The organism is Ruegeria sp. CH5 (assembly GCF_056537025.1).
In genome coordinates this window covers 799,805-815,642 of record NZ_JBQFQT010000001.1, presented here as the reverse complement: position 1 = coordinate 815,642, position 15,838 = coordinate 799,805, and the positions used below count along the sequence as shown (strand labels likewise).

General features: G+C 62.3%; 16 protein-coding genes. 9 read left to right on the top strand and 7 right to left on the bottom strand.

All coding sequences use genetic code 11. The features are described from left to right. Positions 1 to 110 precede the first annotated feature (110 nt). Entirely contained in the window at positions 111 to 1,595 is a 1,485-nt protein-coding gene (locus ACR0JC_RS04015) for an inorganic phosphate transporter (RefSeq protein ID WP_170338705.1), read from the top strand. 19 nt (positions 1,596 to 1,614) lie between these two features. Here ACR0JC_RS04015 and ACR0JC_RS04010 read toward each other — a convergent pair whose 3' ends face one another. From ACR0JC_RS04010 to ACR0JC_RS03990, 5 genes are all read right to left on the bottom strand, one after another. Beyond that, positions 1,615 to 2,799 (bottom strand): vWA domain-containing protein, encoded by a 1,185-nt coding sequence (locus ACR0JC_RS04010; protein WP_170338707.1) that lies wholly within the window; start codon positions 2,797 to 2,799, stop codon positions 1,615 to 1,617. Positions 2,800 to 2,803: 4 nt separating this feature from the next. Continuing rightward, complete coding sequence (locus ACR0JC_RS04005) at positions 2,804 to 2,974, bottom strand: hypothetical protein (RefSeq protein ID WP_170338709.1); 171 nt, start codon at positions 2,972 to 2,974, stop codon at positions 2,804 to 2,806. A gap of 26 nt (positions 2,975 to 3,000) precedes the next feature. Continuing rightward, positions 3,001 to 4,350 (bottom strand): DUF2927 domain-containing protein, encoded by a 1,350-nt coding sequence (locus tag ACR0JC_RS04000; protein ID WP_170338711.1) that lies wholly within the window; start codon positions 4,348 to 4,350, stop codon positions 3,001 to 3,003. Beyond that, positions 4,347 to 4,796: a GNAT family N-acetyltransferase gene (locus ACR0JC_RS03995; RefSeq protein ID WP_170338202.1), complete on the bottom strand. Its 450-nt coding sequence runs from the start codon at positions 4,794 to 4,796 to the stop codon at positions 4,347 to 4,349. The genes ACR0JC_RS04000 and ACR0JC_RS03995 overlap by 4 nt, the downstream gene beginning before the upstream one ends. A 124-nt stretch (positions 4,797 to 4,920) precedes the next feature. Further along, on the bottom strand, positions 4,921 to 5,766 hold the full coding sequence (locus ACR0JC_RS03990) for an AAA family ATPase (protein WP_170338714.1): 846 nt from the start codon (positions 5,764 to 5,766) through the stop codon (positions 4,921 to 4,923). Positions 5,767 to 6,130: 364 nt separating this feature from the next. Here ACR0JC_RS03990 and dksA point away from each other — a divergent pair, with 364 nt between their 5' ends. Together dksA and ACR0JC_RS03980 are read left to right on the top strand one after the other, a co-directional pair. Then, positions 6,131 to 6,553 (top strand): RNA polymerase-binding protein DksA, encoded by a 423-nt coding sequence (gene dksA, locus ACR0JC_RS03985; RefSeq protein WP_093962986.1) that lies wholly within the window; start codon positions 6,131 to 6,133, stop codon positions 6,551 to 6,553. A 71-nt stretch (positions 6,554 to 6,624) separates the two neighbouring features. Further along, positions 6,625 to 7,776 (top strand): FAD-dependent monooxygenase, encoded by a 1,152-nt coding sequence (locus tag ACR0JC_RS03980; protein ID WP_170338716.1) that lies wholly within the window; start codon positions 6,625 to 6,627, stop codon positions 7,774 to 7,776. A gap of 4 nt (positions 7,777 to 7,780) precedes the next feature. On the opposite strand, the gene xth is transcribed toward ACR0JC_RS03980, so the two are convergent. Then, a complete protein-coding gene (gene xth / locus ACR0JC_RS03975; protein ID WP_480763277.1) occupies positions 7,781 to 8,560 on the bottom strand; it encodes an exodeoxyribonuclease III in 780 nt (259 codons plus the stop codon). A 242-nt stretch (positions 8,561 to 8,802) separates the two neighbouring features. Further along, positions 8,803 to 9,126, bottom strand: a complete 324-nt coding sequence (locus tag ACR0JC_RS03970; RefSeq protein ID WP_093962326.1) for a HesB/IscA family protein — start codon at positions 9,124 to 9,126, stop codon at positions 8,803 to 8,805. A gap of 76 nt (positions 9,127 to 9,202) precedes the next feature. Between ACR0JC_RS03970 and ACR0JC_RS03965 the strand changes: the two genes are divergently transcribed. The 6 genes from ACR0JC_RS03965 (at position 9,203) to scpB (ending at position 15,791) form a co-directional block, all read left to right on the top strand. Continuing rightward, positions 9,203 to 10,360: a deoxyguanosinetriphosphate triphosphohydrolase gene (locus ACR0JC_RS03965; RefSeq protein ID WP_170338720.1), complete on the top strand. Its 1,158-nt coding sequence runs from the start codon at positions 9,203 to 9,205 to the stop codon at positions 10,358 to 10,360. A gap of 95 nt (positions 10,361 to 10,455) precedes the next feature. Beyond that, entirely contained in the window at positions 10,456 to 12,201 is a 1,746-nt protein-coding gene (argS, locus tag ACR0JC_RS03960) for an arginine--tRNA ligase (RefSeq protein WP_170338722.1), read from the top strand. Between the two features lie 88 nt (positions 12,202 to 12,289). Continuing rightward, a complete protein-coding gene (locus ACR0JC_RS03955; protein WP_170338724.1) occupies positions 12,290 to 13,351 on the top strand; it encodes an SPOR domain-containing protein in 1,062 nt (353 codons plus the stop codon). Then, on the top strand, positions 13,348 to 14,355 hold the full coding sequence (gene nagZ / locus ACR0JC_RS03950; RefSeq protein ID WP_170338725.1) for a beta-N-acetylhexosaminidase: 1,008 nt from the start codon (positions 13,348 to 13,350) through the stop codon (positions 14,353 to 14,355). Before ACR0JC_RS03955 ends, nagZ begins: the two co-directional genes overlap by 4 nt. Continuing rightward, complete coding sequence (locus ACR0JC_RS03945) at positions 14,345 to 15,139, top strand: segregation and condensation protein A (RefSeq protein WP_093962321.1); 795 nt, start codon at positions 14,345 to 14,347, stop codon at positions 15,137 to 15,139. The genes nagZ and ACR0JC_RS03945 overlap by 11 nt, the downstream gene beginning before the upstream one ends. After that, entirely contained in the window at positions 15,132 to 15,791 is a 660-nt protein-coding gene (gene scpB / locus ACR0JC_RS03940) for an SMC-Scp complex subunit ScpB (protein WP_170338220.1), read from the top strand. Before ACR0JC_RS03945 ends, scpB begins: the two co-directional genes overlap by 8 nt. The last annotated feature ends 47 nt before the right edge of the window (positions 15,792 to 15,838 follow it).

The window sequence follows — 15,838 nt, the reverse complement described above, 5'->3', positions numbered from 1 at the left end:
ATCGCGCGGCGTCAGATCGCAGTTTCCATATTTCAAAGGTTGAAATGAAGGCAAAAGCCTTCTAGGGCACGGCGCACGCTGTGCGAGCGCGCGCTATTCAAGAGGGACAAATGGCCAACAATGATTTAGAAGCCCGGCACCTTGAAACACTGGATCGTGACCTGCGGAGGTTTTCCCGCCTCGAGGTTGCAACGGCGCAGGTCGGGCGGCCGTTCGTCGGATCGGGCATCGCCTTCGTGTTCATCGTGATCGCCGGGATCACGGCTGCATTGTTGTTCGGACAGGCCAGCAACACGATGATCGTCGTGATCGCGGCCATGTTCGGAGCCTACATGGCGCTCAACATCGGGGCGAACGATGTGGCCAACAACATGGCCCCGGCGGTGGGCGCGAACACCCTGACCATGGGCGGCGCCATCGCGATTGCAGCAATTTTCGAAAGCGCCGGCGCCCTGATCGCGGGTGGAGACGTGGTCTCGACCATCGCTAAGGGCATCATCAATACCGAAAGCATGGGAACGGCAACCGTCTTCATCTGGGCCATGATGGCCGCGCTGTTGTCTGCTGCGCTTTGGATCAACCTGGCCACCTGGGTCGGCGCTCCGGTCTCGACCACGCATTCGGTCGTGGGGGGCGTCATGGGGGCAGGGATCGCGGCGGCGGGGTTCGGCGCGGTCAGCTGGGTCAAGATGAGCCAGATCGCTGCAAGCTGGGTCATCTCGCCGCTTCTGGGCGGCATCATCGCCGCCGGGTTCCTGTGGTTCATCAAGGCGCGGATCATCTACCAGGACGACAAGATCGCCGCTGCGCGCAAATGGGTTCCGGTTCTGGTCGGCATCATGGCCGGGGCGTTTGCCTCGTACCTTGCGCTGAAGGGCCTGAAACATCTGTTCAAGATCAACCTGCAGACGGCTCTTGTGATCGGTCTGGTCAGCGGAGTGCTGATCTGGATGGTGACGATCCCGGTCATTCGCCGTCAGGCCGAGGGGCTGGAGAACCGCAACAAGTCGCTGAAGATCCTGTTCGGCATCCCGCTGATCATTTCAGCGGCGCTGCTCAGCTTTGCGCATGGGGCCAATGACGTGGCCAATGCCGTCGGGCCTCTGGCCGCCATCGTTCAGGCTTCGGCAATGGGTGATTTCACCCATGCGGTGAGCATTCCGCCCTGGGTCATGATCATCGGCGCCTTCGGTATCTCGTTCGGCCTGTTCCTGTTCGGGCCCAAGCTGATCCGGGTTGTCGGCAGCCAGATCACCAAGCTGAACCCGATGCGCGCCTATTGCGTGGCGCTGTCGGCGGCGATCACCGTGATCGTGGCCAGCTGGCTTGGCCTGCCGGTCAGTTCGACCCACATCGCCGTGGGCGCAGTGTTCGGTGTCGGGTTCTTCCGGGAATGGGACGCCGAGCGACGCCTGATCAAGGCACGCGGCGCCGTGCCGGAACGCCCGGTGCTTGCCCCCGAAGAGCGCCGCCGCCGCAAGCTGGTGCGTCGGTCGCACTTCCTGACGATCATCGCGGCCTGGGTGATCACCGTGCCTGCAGCGGCCCTGCTTTCGGGTCTACTGTTCTTGGGGATTCAGGCAATCGCCGGATAAAAACAAAACCGGGCTGGCGCTATCGCGTCAGCTCGCGCATGCCGCGTTCCAACCCGGCCAGCGTCATCGGCACCATCCGGTCTTCGAAGATCTCGCGGATCATGCCGATGGAATGGGTGTATTCCCAGTATTTCTCGGGCACCGGGTTGATCCACAGGTTTGACGTCCACTGTTCGCGCGCGCGCTGCAGCCAGACCTGACCGGCCTCGGCGTTCCAGTGCTCGTTTGCGCCGCCGGGATAGGCGATCTCGTAAGGCGACATCGACGCGTCACCTACGAAGATGCACTTGTAGTCGGGGCCGTAGGTCCGCAGCACCTCATGCGTGGGGGTCTGCGCATCCCACCGGCGGCGATTGTCGCGCCAGACGCCTTCGTACAGGCAATTGTGGAAATAGAAATATTCCAGGTGCTTGAACTCGGCCCGCGCGGCCGAGAACAATTCCTCGACCACCTTGATATGCGGGTCCATCGAGCCGCCCACATCGAGAAACAGCAGCACTTTCACCGCATTGTGCCGTTCGGGCCGGGTCTTGACGTCCAGGTATCCGTGCTCGGCCGTGGCGCGGATGGTGCCGTCCAGGTCCAGCTCTTCGGCGGCCCCCTCGCGGGCCCAGCGGCGCAGGCGTTTCAGCGCGACCTTGATGTTGCGGGTGCCCAGTTCGACCGTGTCGTCCAGATTGCGGAACTCGCGCTTGTCCCAGACCTTGACCGCGCGCTGGTGGCGGCTTTCCTTCTGGCCGATGCGCACGCCCTCGGGGTTGTATCCATAGGCGCCGAAGGGCGATGTGCCCGCCGTTCCGATCCACTTGTTGCCGCCCTGGTGGCGGCCCTGCTGATCCTTCAGCCGCTCGCGCAGCGTCTCCATCAGCTTGTCGAAACCGCCAAGCGCTTCGATCTCAGCCTTTTCCTCGTCTGACAGGTGCTTCTCGGCCATCTTGGCCAGCCACTCGGCCGGGATGTCCACGGCCTCGAGCACCTGATCGAAGGTGATCTCGGACAGCCCTTCGAAGCTGGCGGCAAAGGCGCGATCGAACTTGTCGATGTTGCGCTCGTCCTTCACCATCGAGACACGGGCGAGGTAGTAGAACGCCTCGATGTCGTAGGTGGCCAGCCCCTTTTTCATCCCCTCCAGAAAAGTCAGGTATTCCCGCAACGAGACGGGGATGCCTGCTTTTCTGAGGTTGTCGAAAAAGGGGATGAACATCGGCTCAGCCTATCACCCGCACTAGAACAAGCGAAATGGCCAGTCCCGCCAATGCAAATGCAATGCCGTAGCCGGCCGCATACTGGGCGATATCCGCGCCGCTGCCATTGCGTTTTCGTGCCGTCAGCGCGCCCAGAGCCGCCCCCAGGACCGCCATTCCCACAACCACTAGCATGTGTTAGTCATCCGTCTTTTGCGATGTTATGGGGCCCCCAGTGCGACGTCCTGCATCAACGAGCTGACCACCAATTCCGAGCCAAACCCGTAGCGCGCCCACCCCAGACTGTCCAGCCTGACGGAGCGTGCCTGTTCGGGTTTGCCGGCCTGCTTCAAGGCCTCGGCCTTCAGCAGCAGCAGCGTCGCCAACATCGAGGCGTTTTCGGCCCGCGTCATCGTCGCGATGGCCCGGTCGAGGTCCGGCAGGGCTGCGGGGCCGCGCCCTTGGGTCAGGGCATAGGCCGCCGTCTGAACCGAGATATGCGCGCGCTGAAGCTCGGTTCCGGGGGTCGCGCGAAGGTATTGCAGGGCGATGGCGTATTCGCGCTGCGCTTCCTCGGGGGCGTCGAATTCACCCAAACGGGCCTTCAGATAATGGGGGTACGCCCGGCGGTGATCGGTCCAACCTTGCTCTCGGCCGATCCGCATCGCGCGGTCGATGGCCCGCATTTGCCGCGGCGAGGCCCGGCCCTTGCCGACCGCCAGTTGCACGGCGTCGATCCATTCACGCGGGGTTTCCGAGATTGGCTGGACGGGCAGGTCGGCACCGCGCGGGTTCAGGCGGGCGATGACCCCGGGTATGACCTGCGCCACCTGTTCCCGGGTCATTCCGGTCTGTAGTTCCGGCGCATAGGTCGCGCGCAGGATCAGCATATCGAACCCGGTCAGGACAGTGTGGAAATTATCGTCGTTGAAGACTGAATCCGGCAGGCGGTACATGTCGTTCAGAGGCCCGATCGCCTGTGCAAGCTCTTCGTGAAGGCAATCCCGCATTTCCTGGGGGCTGACATCGTTGGGAATGAAGATCGCCAATCGCTCGCGGCTGCGCAGTGCGCGCCAACTGCTTTTGGTCTTGCGCTTGTCGCGATTGTATTCCTCGAGGCTGGACGCGTTGGGCACGACGAAACACGCGGCCTGCGGCAGCAGCCGCTGGATCTGGCGCTGGGTCACTGCTTCGATCGTGATGTTGGCCTGCCCATCGTTGACCTGGCGGATGTCGATCCGGGCTTCGCGCTGCAGTCTGGTCAGCAGACGCGTCAGGTCGGATTGCATCGTGGGGGCAGGGGCGCCCGTCAGCCGAACTGTGATCGGACCCTCGAACCGCGTGAACACCGGCAGGGCAGTGCCACTTTCCAGCGAGAAATGCAGCTCCACGAAATCCGCCGCGATGTTCGTATTCGACCGGGCCGGCGGGAAAGGACGTGGCGTGCCGAAAGCCTGAGTCACCGGTGCCGCGGCCTCGGTCACCTTGATTTCATCGGGCAACTCAATCCGGTCGACCGAACTGCAGCCGGCAAGGACAAAGCCAAGAAATATGCCAGCCAGACGTTTCATGGACGCCGATACTTGAGGAAAGGCGTCAGTTGGCCGACGCGGTCATAAAGCTGGCGCGCCGTATGGTTGAACTCTTGCGTCAACCAATAGACATCGGGCGCGCCTTTTCGATCGGCTTCGGCATATACGGCCTCGATCAACGCCCGACCGACACCGGTGCCGCGTACATGCGGGCTGGCATAGAGATCCTGCAGATAACAGACGTTTTCGATCTTCCAGGCATGGCGGTGAAACAGGAAGTGGGTCAGCCCGATCAATTCGCCGTCCAACTCGGCCACAAGGCATGAAAAGTCCTGCGGATCATCCCCCAGCAGGCGCGCAAACGTGCTGTCGTAGACCTCGTCGGGCAATACCGTTTCGTAGAATTCAAGATACGCCCGCCACAACAAGTCCCAGCTCGGCCGGTCTTCGGGCTTGAGGGGACGAATGCGCGGCGCTTGGGTCAATTCGGGTGGTCCTGCTCTACAGCGTGCTCGGTGTCGTGTTCTTTGATCTTTGTTGCAGCAATGCTGGCATCAGGCTTGCCGCAAGGCAAGCCGTGATCACCAAGTATTCATGAATGGGCGGGCTTCAGCGCTTGGCGCGCGCCATGAAGGCCAGCCGTTCGAACAGATGCACGTCCTGCTCGTTCTTCAGCAGGGCGCCGTGCAGCTTGGGCAGGGCATTGACCCCGTCGCGCTTCAGGTCTTCGGCATCCAGATCCTCGGCCAGGAGCAGCTTGAGCCAGTCCAGCACCTCGGAGGTCGAGGGTTTTTTCTTTAGCCCCTGCGTTTCGCGGATTTCGTAGAACTGGGTCAGGGCGGTGGTCAGCAACGCCTCTTTGATGCCGGGGTGATGCACTTCGACGATGCGGCGCATCGTGGCTTCGTCGGGGAAACGGATATAGTGGAAGAAACAGCGGCGCAGGAAGGCGTCGGGCAGTTCCTTTTCATTGTTCGAGGTGATGATCACGATGGGGCGGTGTTTGGCCCGGATCGTTTCGCCGGTCTCGTAGACGTGGAACTCCATCTTGTCGAGTTCCTGCAGCAGGTCGTTGGGGAACTCGATATCGGCCTTGTCGATCTCGTCGATCAGCAGCACGACCTTTTCATCGGCGTCGAAGGCCTGCCACAGCTTGCCTTTGCGAATATAGTTCGACACGTCGTGCACACGTTCGTCGCCCAGCTGGCTGTCGCGAAGACGGCTGACGGCGTCATATGCGTAGAGACCCTGCTGCGCGCGGGTGGTCGACTTGACGTTCCACTCGATCATCCTGAGACCCAGCGCGCCGGCGACCTGTTTGGCCAGTTCGGTTTTGCCCGTGCCGGGCTCACCCTTGACCAGCAGCGGTCGTTCCAGCGTGACGGCTGCGTTTACGGCAATGGTCAGGTCGTCGGTGGCAACGTATTCGGCTGTGCCTTTGAAACGTGCGGTCATGGGGCCCTCGTATGATGGTCGCAGCAACAGGAGACGGGAACCGGGTTACCTAGGGCGGGGCCGAATGACAAGCCGGGCCGCAGCGTCGCGGGCTGCCAACGGCGCGCGCGAGGGACGAATCGCACCGATTCCATCATCCGCTCGCGGGTGTTCTGCCGCAAAATAGTCTTTTCGCTTTCACAGAATGGCAACGATTTGGTGCCCAAAGTCTCATGTTTATACCGGTTCTCATAACGGCGCGTCGGGGTTGCGTTTGGATAGTGACATTCCCCGTCCCGTCAGTTAAACGCTGCGCAGAAGGGGGTGCCAAATGTCAGGCGACACGACCGCAAAAGACGTTTCTGGCCATACCGAGGGAGCCAATATGAAGCAGGAAGTTTTTCTGCCGGAGGACTATCGTCCGGCCGAAGATGAACCTTTCATGAATGAACGCCAGCTTGAGTATTTCCGCCGCAAGCTGCTGAACTGGAAAAACGAACTTTTGGCAGGCAGCCGGGATACGATCGAGGGGCTGCAGGACAGCACCCGTAATATTCCCGACGTTGCAGACCGCGCCAGCGAGGAAACCGACCGTGCGCTGGAACTGCGCACCCGGGACCGACAGCGCAAACTGGTTGCCAAGATCGACGCCGCTCTGCGCCGGATCGACGAGGGCGAATACGGTTACTGCGAAAAGACCGGTGACCCGATCTCGCTCAAGCGTCTGGATGCGCGTCCGATCGCGACCATGACGCTGGAAGCGCAAGAGCGTCACGAGCGTCGCGAAAAAGTTCACCGCGACGATTGATCGCTGGGTTCTTTCAAAAAAGACAAGCGCCGGGGCCTGTGGCTCCGGCTTTTTTGCGTTAAGCCCGTGCCATGAAGATCGACGGTTTGCAAATCGGTGTCATCGGCGGCGGGATCGGCGGAATGGCCGCTGCGCTGGCCTTGCAGCAACGCGGTGCACGGGTGACCGTTCTCGAGCAGGCCGAGGCCTTGACCGAGGTCGGGGCCGGTCTGCAAATCAGCGCCAACGGCATGGCGGTCCTGCATGCGCTGGGTGTTGTGGATGATCCCGGTCGGGTCGCACAACTCTCTCACGGCACTGTTCTGCGCGATTTCCGGCGGGGCCGCGTCGTCAGCCGTCTTCCGGCACCCGCGGCCGGACCTACGTGGTATTTCCACCGTGCTGACCTTCTGGAAACGTTGCAAAAGGCGGCCGAGCGCGCAGGGGTGTCGATCAGGCTGAATGCCCGCGTCACCAATGTTCGGAAGCATCCGGCCGAAGCCGAGGTTGCACTGCAGGATGGCACCCGGCTGCGCGCGGAATTCGCCGTTGCAGCGGATGGCGGGCGCAGCGGTATCCGGCCCATCCTGAACGGAACCGAAGCGCCCGCGTTCACGCATCAGGTGGCTTGGCGGGCAACGGTGCCCTGGATCAACCACGAAGCCGAGCCCATGGCATCGCTGACAATGGGCCCCGGGCGTCATGTCGTGACCTATCCGCTGCGAAAGCAGTCCATGTTGAACATCGTGGCGGTCGAAGAGCGGTCCGATTGGCGGGAGGAGGGCTGGCGTCTGCGCGGTGACCCCGAGGACCTGCGGGCGCGTTTTGCCGATTTCGGCGGTCCTGCAGGTGCCGCGCTTGCGCAGGTGCAAGATGTTCACCTGTGGGCTTTGTTTCTGCGCCCGGTGGCACAGAAATGGCAGAATGGTCGCGTTGCCCTTTTGGGGGACGCCGCGCATCCCACATTGCCGTTTATGGCTCAAGGGGCGTGCCTCGCCCTTGAGGATGCTTGGATCCTGGCCCGATCTTTTGACGAACAGTCGGGTGTCCGCCGCGCACTCGAAGCCTATGAAAGCACGAGGAAATCCCGCGCGCGCAAGGTGGTCGCAGCTGCCGGTGCCAACGCGCGGAACTTTCATTTGCGCGGTCCCGCACGACTGGCGGCGCAGGCGGCCTTGGCCCTGATCGGTCCGCGCCTGACGCGTCGATACGACTGGATCTACGATTACGACCCGACGGCCTGACGAGTCAGGTGTCGAGGTCCACCCAAACAGGGACGTGATCGGACGGTTTTTCATGTCCGCGCACTGCGGCGTCGATCTGGCAATCGCGCATCAGGTCCGCCGCTTGTGGTGTCAGAAGGAAGTGGTCAATGCGAATGCCGTCATTCCGGTTCCACGCGCCGGCCTGATAATCCCAGAACGAATAGTGGCCCGGACCTTGCGTCCGCGCACGGAATGCTTCGGTGAAGCCAAGGTTAAGAACCTTGCGAAACGCCGCGCGGCTTTCCGGCCGAAACAGGGCGTCTTCGCGCCAGGCCTCCGGACGTTTCGCGTCCTCGGCTTGCGGAATGATGTTGTAGTCCCCTGCCATGAGGGCCGGCTCTTCCGTGGCCAGAAGATCGCGGGCGCGCTCGTACAGCCGCTCCATCCACGCAAGCTTGTAGTCGAATTTCGGCCCCGGAGCAGGGTTCCCGTTGGGAAGATAAAACCCGCAAATCCGCAGCGCCCGCTTGCCGATGACGGTTGCTTCGATCCATCGCGCCTGCTCGTCCTCTTCATCCCCAGGCAGCCCGCGCGAGACGTCTTCGAGCGGATACTTGGAAAGTATCGCCACGCCATTGAAGCTTTTCTGACCATGGGTTTCGACGTTGTACCCGCGTTCCTCAAAGATCTCGCGGGGAAAGTTTTCGTCGACGGATTTGATTTCCTGCAGCAGGACCACATCGGGCTGGGCTTCGTCCAACCAGCGGGGCAGAGCCTCGGCCCGCGCCTTGATGCCGTTGATGTTGAATGTTGCGATTTTCATCCCGGTCCCTCCGAAGCTCTGCCGAAACCTATCGCCCAGAACGGATGCCATCACAAGGTGTCAGTCAGGTCTGCCGCGGGTGCCGGGGCGTACGGGGACCGATGACGCCATGACGAACTGGCCCATTTGGCACGGGGCCCAACACGGTAAACCGCGCCCTAAGGCCTGATCGCGGGACGGCGGGCGCTCCTGCAGATCATAGAGATATTCAGAGGACGGGGCCGCAACGCCCCCACGATTGATCACATCGAAAAAGACGTGCCGCACCCACAGGAAGAGGTTGCGTTGGGGTTGTCGATCACGAACCGGGCGCCGATCAGTTCCTGCGTGAAATCAATCGTCGCATTTTCCAGGAACGGCAAAGAAATTTCGTCGACGACAACCTTCTGGCCTTTGCCTTCCAGTACCAGATCATCGTCCTTGGGCTCGTCCAAGGCGATTTCGTACTGAAAGCCTGAACACCCTCCGCCTTCAACGGCTATGCGCAGGGCCTTGCCGTTGTCGGCGGCGCCGATCTCGGCAAGCCTCTCGAAGGCGCGTTCTGTGACTCTCGGAGGCAGATTCATGCCATGCTCCAAAGGTTTATTTCCTCGTTAGTCTACAATATAGAAACCCCGGAGACAGGCGACAAGGACAAGACCATTGGAGCGAGCAGGATTTGCTGCCGATCCGGGCCGGGCGCGCGGGCGGCTGGTGCCAGAGGAAGAAAGCAGTTTCCGGTCGTGCTTTCAGCGGGACCGGGACAGGATCATACACGCCAGCGCGTTCCGACGTCTTAAGCACAAGACACAGGTTTTTGTCGAGCATGAGGGCGACAGCTATCGCACGCGCCTGACCCATTCGATCGAGGTGGCGCAGGTCGCGCGCACGATCTCGGGGGCATTGGGGCTGAACCCCGAACTGACCGAGGCCGTGGCCCTGGCGCATGATCTGGGCCACACGCCGTTTGGCCATACCGGCGAGGACGCTCTGCATGCGCTGATGGCGCCCTACGGGGGCTTCGACCACAACGCCCAGGCGATCCGCATCGTCACCAAGCTGGAACAGCATTACGCGGATTTCGACGGGTGCAACCTGACATGGGAATGCCTTGAGGGCATCGCCAAGCACAACGGCCCGGTTACGGGCGAGCTGCCCTGGGCGCTGGCCGAGTGCAATGCCGATTTTGACCTTGAACTGCACACCCATGCCAGCGCAGAGGCGCAGGTTGCGGCACTGTCCGACGACATCGCCTACAACAATCATGACCTGTTCGACGGCCTGCGGGCCGGACTTTTTACCGACGACGAGATCGCCCAATTGCCGATTGTCCGGGAGTGTTATGCCGAGGTGGATCGCAAGTATCCCGGGTTGGATTTCTACCGGCGTCGTCACGAGGCGCTGAGGCGGGTGTTCGGCGTGATGGTTTCGGATGTAATCGACACCTCGCGCGAGGTTTTGGAGAGATCGGGCGCGCAAACAGTCGAAGATGTTCGTCACCTCGGGGCTCCTGTCATCCGCTTCTCGGATGATCTTTGGGCGCAGCTCAACGATATCCGGGCGTTTCTGTTCACCCGCATGTACCGGGCGCCCAGCGTCATGGAGGTGCGCGCCAAGGTCAGTCGCGTAGTCGAGGAGCTGTTCCCGATCTATCTGAGCGACCCGCGCCAGATGCCTCGGCATTGGCATTCGGATATCGAAGCGGCGCCGGACGAGACCGCGCTGGCCCGGATCGTATCAGACTATATTGCGGGCATGACCGATCGGTTTGCCTTGCAGGATCATGCCCGCCTGACCGGCACGCAGCCCCCGCAGGTTTAGGGCTGCATGCTGCGAATGCTGGTTTGGACCGCTTGCCCGCATTGACCTTGCCGCCTTGCGTGGTAAACCGCTGCGCAAGCAAAAGGACATCCGAAATGAACCTGTTCTCCGAGATCCGCGGCCTTGTTCTGGACGCGCTGACGCAGATGCAGTCCGAAGGCGCGCTGCCCGAGGGGCTGAGCTTTGACAACGTTGCGGTCGAACCCCCGCGCGACGCCGCCCATGGAGACATGGCGACCAATGCCGCGATGGTGTTGGCCAAGCCGGCCAAGATGAAGCCGCGTGACATTGCCGACGCGCTGGCCGCGAAACTGGCCGCCGATGAGCGGATCACGAGTGCCGAGGTTGCAGGTCCGGGCTTTCTCAACCTGCGGCTCGCTGCGTCGGTCTGGCAGGGCGTTCTGGGTGCGGTGCTGGAACAGGGCACGGATTATGGTCGCTCGACTATGGGGCAGGGGTTGAAGGTGAACGTGGAATACGTCTCGGCCAACCCCACGGGACCGCTGCATGTGGGCCACACACGTGGCGCAGTGTTCGGCGACGCGCTGGCCAGCCTGTTGGCCTATTCCGGCCACGACGTGACCCGTGAATACTATATCAACGATGGCGGCGCGCAGGTCGATGTTCTGGCCCGGTCCGCGTTCGAGCGGTACCGCGAGGCCAACGGCCTGAGCCCGGAGATCGCCGAAGGCCTGTACCCGGGCGACTACCTGATACCGATCGGCGAGGCGTTGAAGGAAAAATACGGCGACAGCTTGCTGGACAAGCCTGAAAGCGAATGGCTGGCCGAGGTCCGCGTTTTTGCAACCGACGCGATGATGGATCTGATCCGCGCCGACCTGAAGGCGCTGGGCGTCGAGATGGACGTGTTCTTCTCGGAGAAGTCGCTGTACGGAACCGGCAAGATCGAGGCCGCACTGAAGTCGCTCAGCGACAAGGGTCTTATCTATGAAGGCGTTCTTGAGCCGCCCAAAGGTAAAACCCCCGAAGACTGGGAGCCGCGCGAGCAGACCCTGTTCAAGTCCACCGCGCATGGCGACGATGTGGACCGCCCTGTCAAAAAATCCGACGGCAGCTGGACCTATTTTGCTCCGGACATCGCTTATCACTACGACAAGGTGAGCCGCGGATTTGACGCTCTGATCGACGTGTTCGGTGCAGATCACGGTGGCTACGTCAAGCGGATGAAGGCCGCCGTTTCGGCCTTGTCGGACGGCAAGGTGCCGCTGGACATCAAGCTGACCCAGTTGGTGAAACTGTGGAAAAACGGTGAGCCGTTCAAGATGTCCAAGCGGGCCGGCAATTTCGTCACGCTGCGTGATGTGGTTGACCAGGTTGGCCCGGACGTGACCCGGTTTGTGATGCTGACCCGCAAGAACGATGCGCCGCTGGACTTCGACTTCGACAAGGTGCTTGAGCAAAGCCGCGAGAACCCCGTGTTCTACGTGCAATACGCCCATGCCCGGGTCATGAGCGTGCTGCGCCGGGCCGCCGAAGCGGGCGTTGCCGCGGACGATGCAACTCTCAAAGCTGCTGATCTGAGCAAGATCGACCACGCGGCCGAGCTGGGTGTTGCCAAAAAGCTGGCCGAATGGCCACGGCTGGTCGAGATCGCTGCGCGTACCAACGAACCGCATCGGGTTGCCTTCTATCTGTATGAACTTTCAGGGGATTTCCACGCATTGTGGAACAAGGGCAACGAAGAAATGTCGCTACGCTTCCTGCAAGATGGTGACGCGGCAACAAGCCAGGCAAAAATCGCACTGGCCCGGGCCGTTTCTGTTGTGATTTCAGCAGGCTTGGGTATTCTTGGTGTCACGCCGGCGCAGGAGATGCGGTAACCAACACTGCCCGAACCGCCGGCCCGAGGTAGGCAAGAAATGACCCGCGCGCCCCAATTTCAGGCGCGAAACGGGCAGTGAGGCGGATATGACCAGTTACGATTTCTCGGGGCAGACCAGCCCCGAGCACGCGCATTACTCGAATCAGTTCCACCCCGAAGATGGGTATGAATATCCCGACGATATGATGGATCAGGCTGAGGGTGCGCCGGCTGGCGCGGGCCTTGGGCGGGTGGTCAACCTGCTGGGCGCTGCCGCGTCTCTGGCGCTTGTCGCTGGTGTCGCGATCTGGGGGTACAAGCTGGTCATGCGCGATGTGAGCGGCGTACCGGTCGTACGCGCGGCCGAGGGGCCGATGCGGGTGCAGCCGGAAGCTCCGGGCGGCACCCCCGCCGATCACCAGGGACTTGCGGTCAATGCCGTTGCGGCGGTCGGGACCGCCGCGCCTCCGGCCGACCGGCTGATCCTTGCGCCGCGCCCCATTTCTCTGACGGATGAAGACGTGGCGATGGGTGAGCTGAAGCCGACCCCTGCCGTGCATGTTGTCGAACAAGAAATCTCGAACCAGGAAGCGGCCGAACTGCGCCAAGGCGCGGTTGACGCCGTGGTGGCCGAACTGTCCGGCGCGCCTGCCGCTGAGGCACCGCAGACCGAAGAGGGCGTGCAGCTTGCATCCCTGAACTTGGACGATGACGAGCCAGCCATTGATCCGGCCGATCTTGCCGCTCAGCTGCCCGATCCCGAAATCGCGGCCCTGCCGGGCGTGCGCCGGTCTCTGCGTCCGCTCCGCCGCCCGGCGCGCGCAGCTTCGGCTGTACAGCCTGCAGTCAGTGAAGACGCGATCAACGCCGCGGTCAAAGCTGCTGTAGGGTTGGATGTCGACCCGAACACCTTGACCAAAGGTACCCGGCTGGCGCAGCTGGGTGCGTTTGAAAGCCCCGAGGTCGCGCAGGCCGAATGGGACAGGCTGTATCGTCGGTTTGGTGAATATATGGACGGGAAGCAGAGGGTTATCCAGAAAACCTCAAGCGGAGGCCGCACGTTTTACCGTCTGCGGGTCCTGGGGTTCGATGACCTGAGCGACTCGCGCCAGTTCTGCGCCGCCCTGGTCGCACAGGACGCTGACTGTATCCCGGTTGCCGTGCGGTGAGGTTTGGCGCCACGATCACGGATGCGGCCGGGCTGCGATTGACACCCGAAGAAAAGGCGTTGTTTCGCCAGATGAACCCGTTTGGGTTCATTCTGTTTGCCCGCAATATCGAAACTGCGGATCAGGTCCGTGCCTTGTGTGACGACTTTCGCGAGGCCGTCGGTCGAAACTGTCCGATCACCATCGACCAAGAGGGCGGACGGGTCCAACGTTTGCGCGCGCCACTTGCGCGGCAATGGATGCCCCCATTGGATCATGCGGAGCGTGCCGGCGACCATGCCGAGCGAGCCATGTACCTTCGGTATCGCCTGATCGCGCATGAACTGTATTCCATGGGGATCGATAGCAACTGCGCACCGATGGTGGATCTGGCGCGTCCGGACACCCACGCATTTTTGCGCAACCGGTGCTACGGTAGCGATGCTGCTACGGTCGCAAAAATCGGCCGGGCCGTTGCGCAGGGTCATTTGGACGGTGGCGTGTTGCCCATCGTCAAGCATATTCCCGGCCACGGGCGGGCGACCTTGGACAGCCATTTCGATCTGCCACACGTCAATGCGCCGTTGGTCGATCTGTTGCAGACCGATTTTGCCCCGTTTCGCGCCTTGAACGACCTGCCGATGGGCATGACAGCCCATTTGGTCTTTGAGCAGCTCGATGAACGACCGGCAACGATCTCTCCGCAGATGATGGCTGTGATCCGGGATCAGATCGGGTTTGATGGCCTGATCATGACCGACGACATCTCGATGAAGGCGCTCAGCGGGTCTTTGGCCGACCTGTCACGTCAGGCGCTGGCCGCAGGATGCGATGTTGTGCTGCACTGCAACGGCTCGCTTGCCGACAGGGCGACGGTCATGGAAGCTGCGGGCGAGATGTCCGAGGCGGCACAAGCCCGCGCAGACAAGGCGCTGGCACAGCGGCAATCGCCCGAGGAACTTGACATCCGTGCCGCCGAGACGGAACTATCCCGTCTGATGGGCGGGCAGGTATATGACGGATAACCTTTTCAGCGAAGACCCGGTTTCGGTCGCCGATCGGCTGGCCGCAGAGGCGCTGATCGTGGACGTCGACGGGTTTGAAGGCCCGCTGGACGTTCTGCTGACCCTGTCGCGGACGCAAAAGGTCGATCTGCGCAAGATCTCGGTTCTGGCGCTGGCGCAGCAATATCTGGCCTTTGTCGAACGGGCCCGCGCCCTGCGGATCGAACTGGCCGCCGACTACCTGGTGATGGCCGCGTGGCTGGCCTTTCTGAAATCCCGGCTGTTGTTGCCGCCCGACCCCGACGAAGAGGGGCCGACGGGCGAGGAACTGGCCGCTCACCTGGCCTTTCAGCTGGAACGCCTGCAGGCGATGCGCGACGCGGCGGCGCGCCTGATGGCGCGCGACCAACTCGGGCGCGATTTCTTCAGGCGCGGGCAGGGCGAGGATGTCACCCGCATCCGCACGGTCACTTATTCCGCGACCTTGCTGGACCTGATGCAGGGCTATGCCCGCATCCGCACCCGCGACGAGTTCCGGCCCTTCGTGATGGACCGCGACGCCGTTTTCACGATGGAGCAGGCGCTGGAACGGATGCGCCCGCTGATCGGATTTGCCGGAACCTGGACCGACATGGAAACCTACCTGCCCGACGGATGGGACGTTGACCCGGTGCGGCGGCGCTCGGCGACGGCGGCGACGTTTGCGGCCTCGCTGGAACTGGTCAAGGAAGGACATATGGAGATCAAGCAAAGCGAGACCTTTGCTCCGATCCAACTGCGCAGAAGGACTGACAAACGTGACTGACGCCCCCGAAGACGACGGCACCGGCACCCTGTTCGAAGCGCCTCCGCTGGCTGAGCAGGAGCGTATGGTCGAGGCGGTACTGTTCGCCAGCGCTGAGCCGGTGACAGTGGCCGATCTTGAGGCGCGGATGCCGCATGGATGCGACGCCGCGCAAGCGCTGGAACTGCTGCAGAAACGTTATGAAGGGCGCGGAGTCCGCGTGGTCAAAGTGGGCGAGGCGTGGGCCATTCGCACGGCCCCCGATCTGGGCTTCCTGATGCAGAAGGAAACGGTCGAGACCCGCAAGCTGAGCCGAGCCGCCATCGAGACCCTGGCGATCGTGGCCTATCATCAGCCCTGCACCCGCGCCGAGATCGAAGAAATCCGCGGCGTGTCCGTGTCGCGGGGCACCATCGACCAACTGCTGGAGATGGAGTGGATTCGGCTGGGCCGTCGCCGCATGACGCCGGGCCGCCCGGTGACCTTTGTCGTCACGCCTCAGTTCCTGGACCATTTCGGTCTGGAAAGCGCGCGTGACTTGCCGGGCCTTAAGGAGCTGCGCGCTGCTGGCTTGCTGGAAAACCGGCCACCGCCGGGGGCGATGCCGATCGGCGAGGCCAACGAAGATGAAACGGGTGACGAAGATCAGTCCGAACTGTTCGAGGAAGATTGATTGCGTCGCCCATTTGTCGGCGCATATCGCCGTTAGGTTCGGCGCAG

Excerpts from the sequence above, each read along its gene's own strand:
- ACR0JC_RS04015 (WP_170338705.1), top strand. The coding sequence starts at position 111 with ATGGCCAACAATGATTTAGAAGCCCGGCACCTTGAAACACTGGATCGT.
- ACR0JC_RS04010 (WP_170338707.1), bottom strand. The coding sequence starts at position 2,799 with ATGTTCATCCCCTTTTTCGACAACCTCAGAAAAGCAGGCATCCCCGTC.
- ACR0JC_RS04005 (WP_170338709.1), bottom strand. The coding sequence starts at position 2,974 with ATGCTAGTGGTTGTGGGAATGGCGGTCCTGGGGGCGGCTCTGGGCGCG.
- ACR0JC_RS04000 (WP_170338711.1), bottom strand. The coding sequence starts at position 4,350 with ATGAAACGTCTGGCTGGCATATTTCTTGGCTTTGTCCTTGCCGGCTGC.
- ACR0JC_RS03990 (WP_170338714.1), bottom strand. The coding sequence starts at position 5,766 with ATGACCGCACGTTTCAAAGGCACAGCCGAATACGTTGCCACCGACGAC.
- dksA (WP_093962986.1), top strand. The coding sequence starts at position 6,131 with ATGAAGCAGGAAGTTTTTCTGCCGGAGGACTATCGTCCGGCCGAAGAT.
- ACR0JC_RS03980 (WP_170338716.1), top strand. The coding sequence starts at position 6,625 with ATGAAGATCGACGGTTTGCAAATCGGTGTCATCGGCGGCGGGATCGGC.
- xth (WP_480763277.1), bottom strand. The coding sequence starts at position 8,560 with ATGAAAATCGCAACATTCAACATCAACGGCATCAAGGCGCGGGCCGAG.
- ACR0JC_RS03970 (WP_093962326.1), bottom strand. The coding sequence starts at position 9,126 with ATGAATCTGCCTCCGAGAGTCACAGAACGCGCCTTCGAGAGGCTTGCC.
- argS (WP_170338722.1), top strand. The coding sequence starts at position 10,456 with ATGAACCTGTTCTCCGAGATCCGCGGCCTTGTTCTGGACGCGCTGACG.
- ACR0JC_RS03955 (WP_170338724.1), top strand. The coding sequence starts at position 12,290 with ATGACCAGTTACGATTTCTCGGGGCAGACCAGCCCCGAGCACGCGCAT.
- ACR0JC_RS03945 (WP_093962321.1), top strand. The coding sequence starts at position 14,345 with ATGACGGATAACCTTTTCAGCGAAGACCCGGTTTCGGTCGCCGATCGG.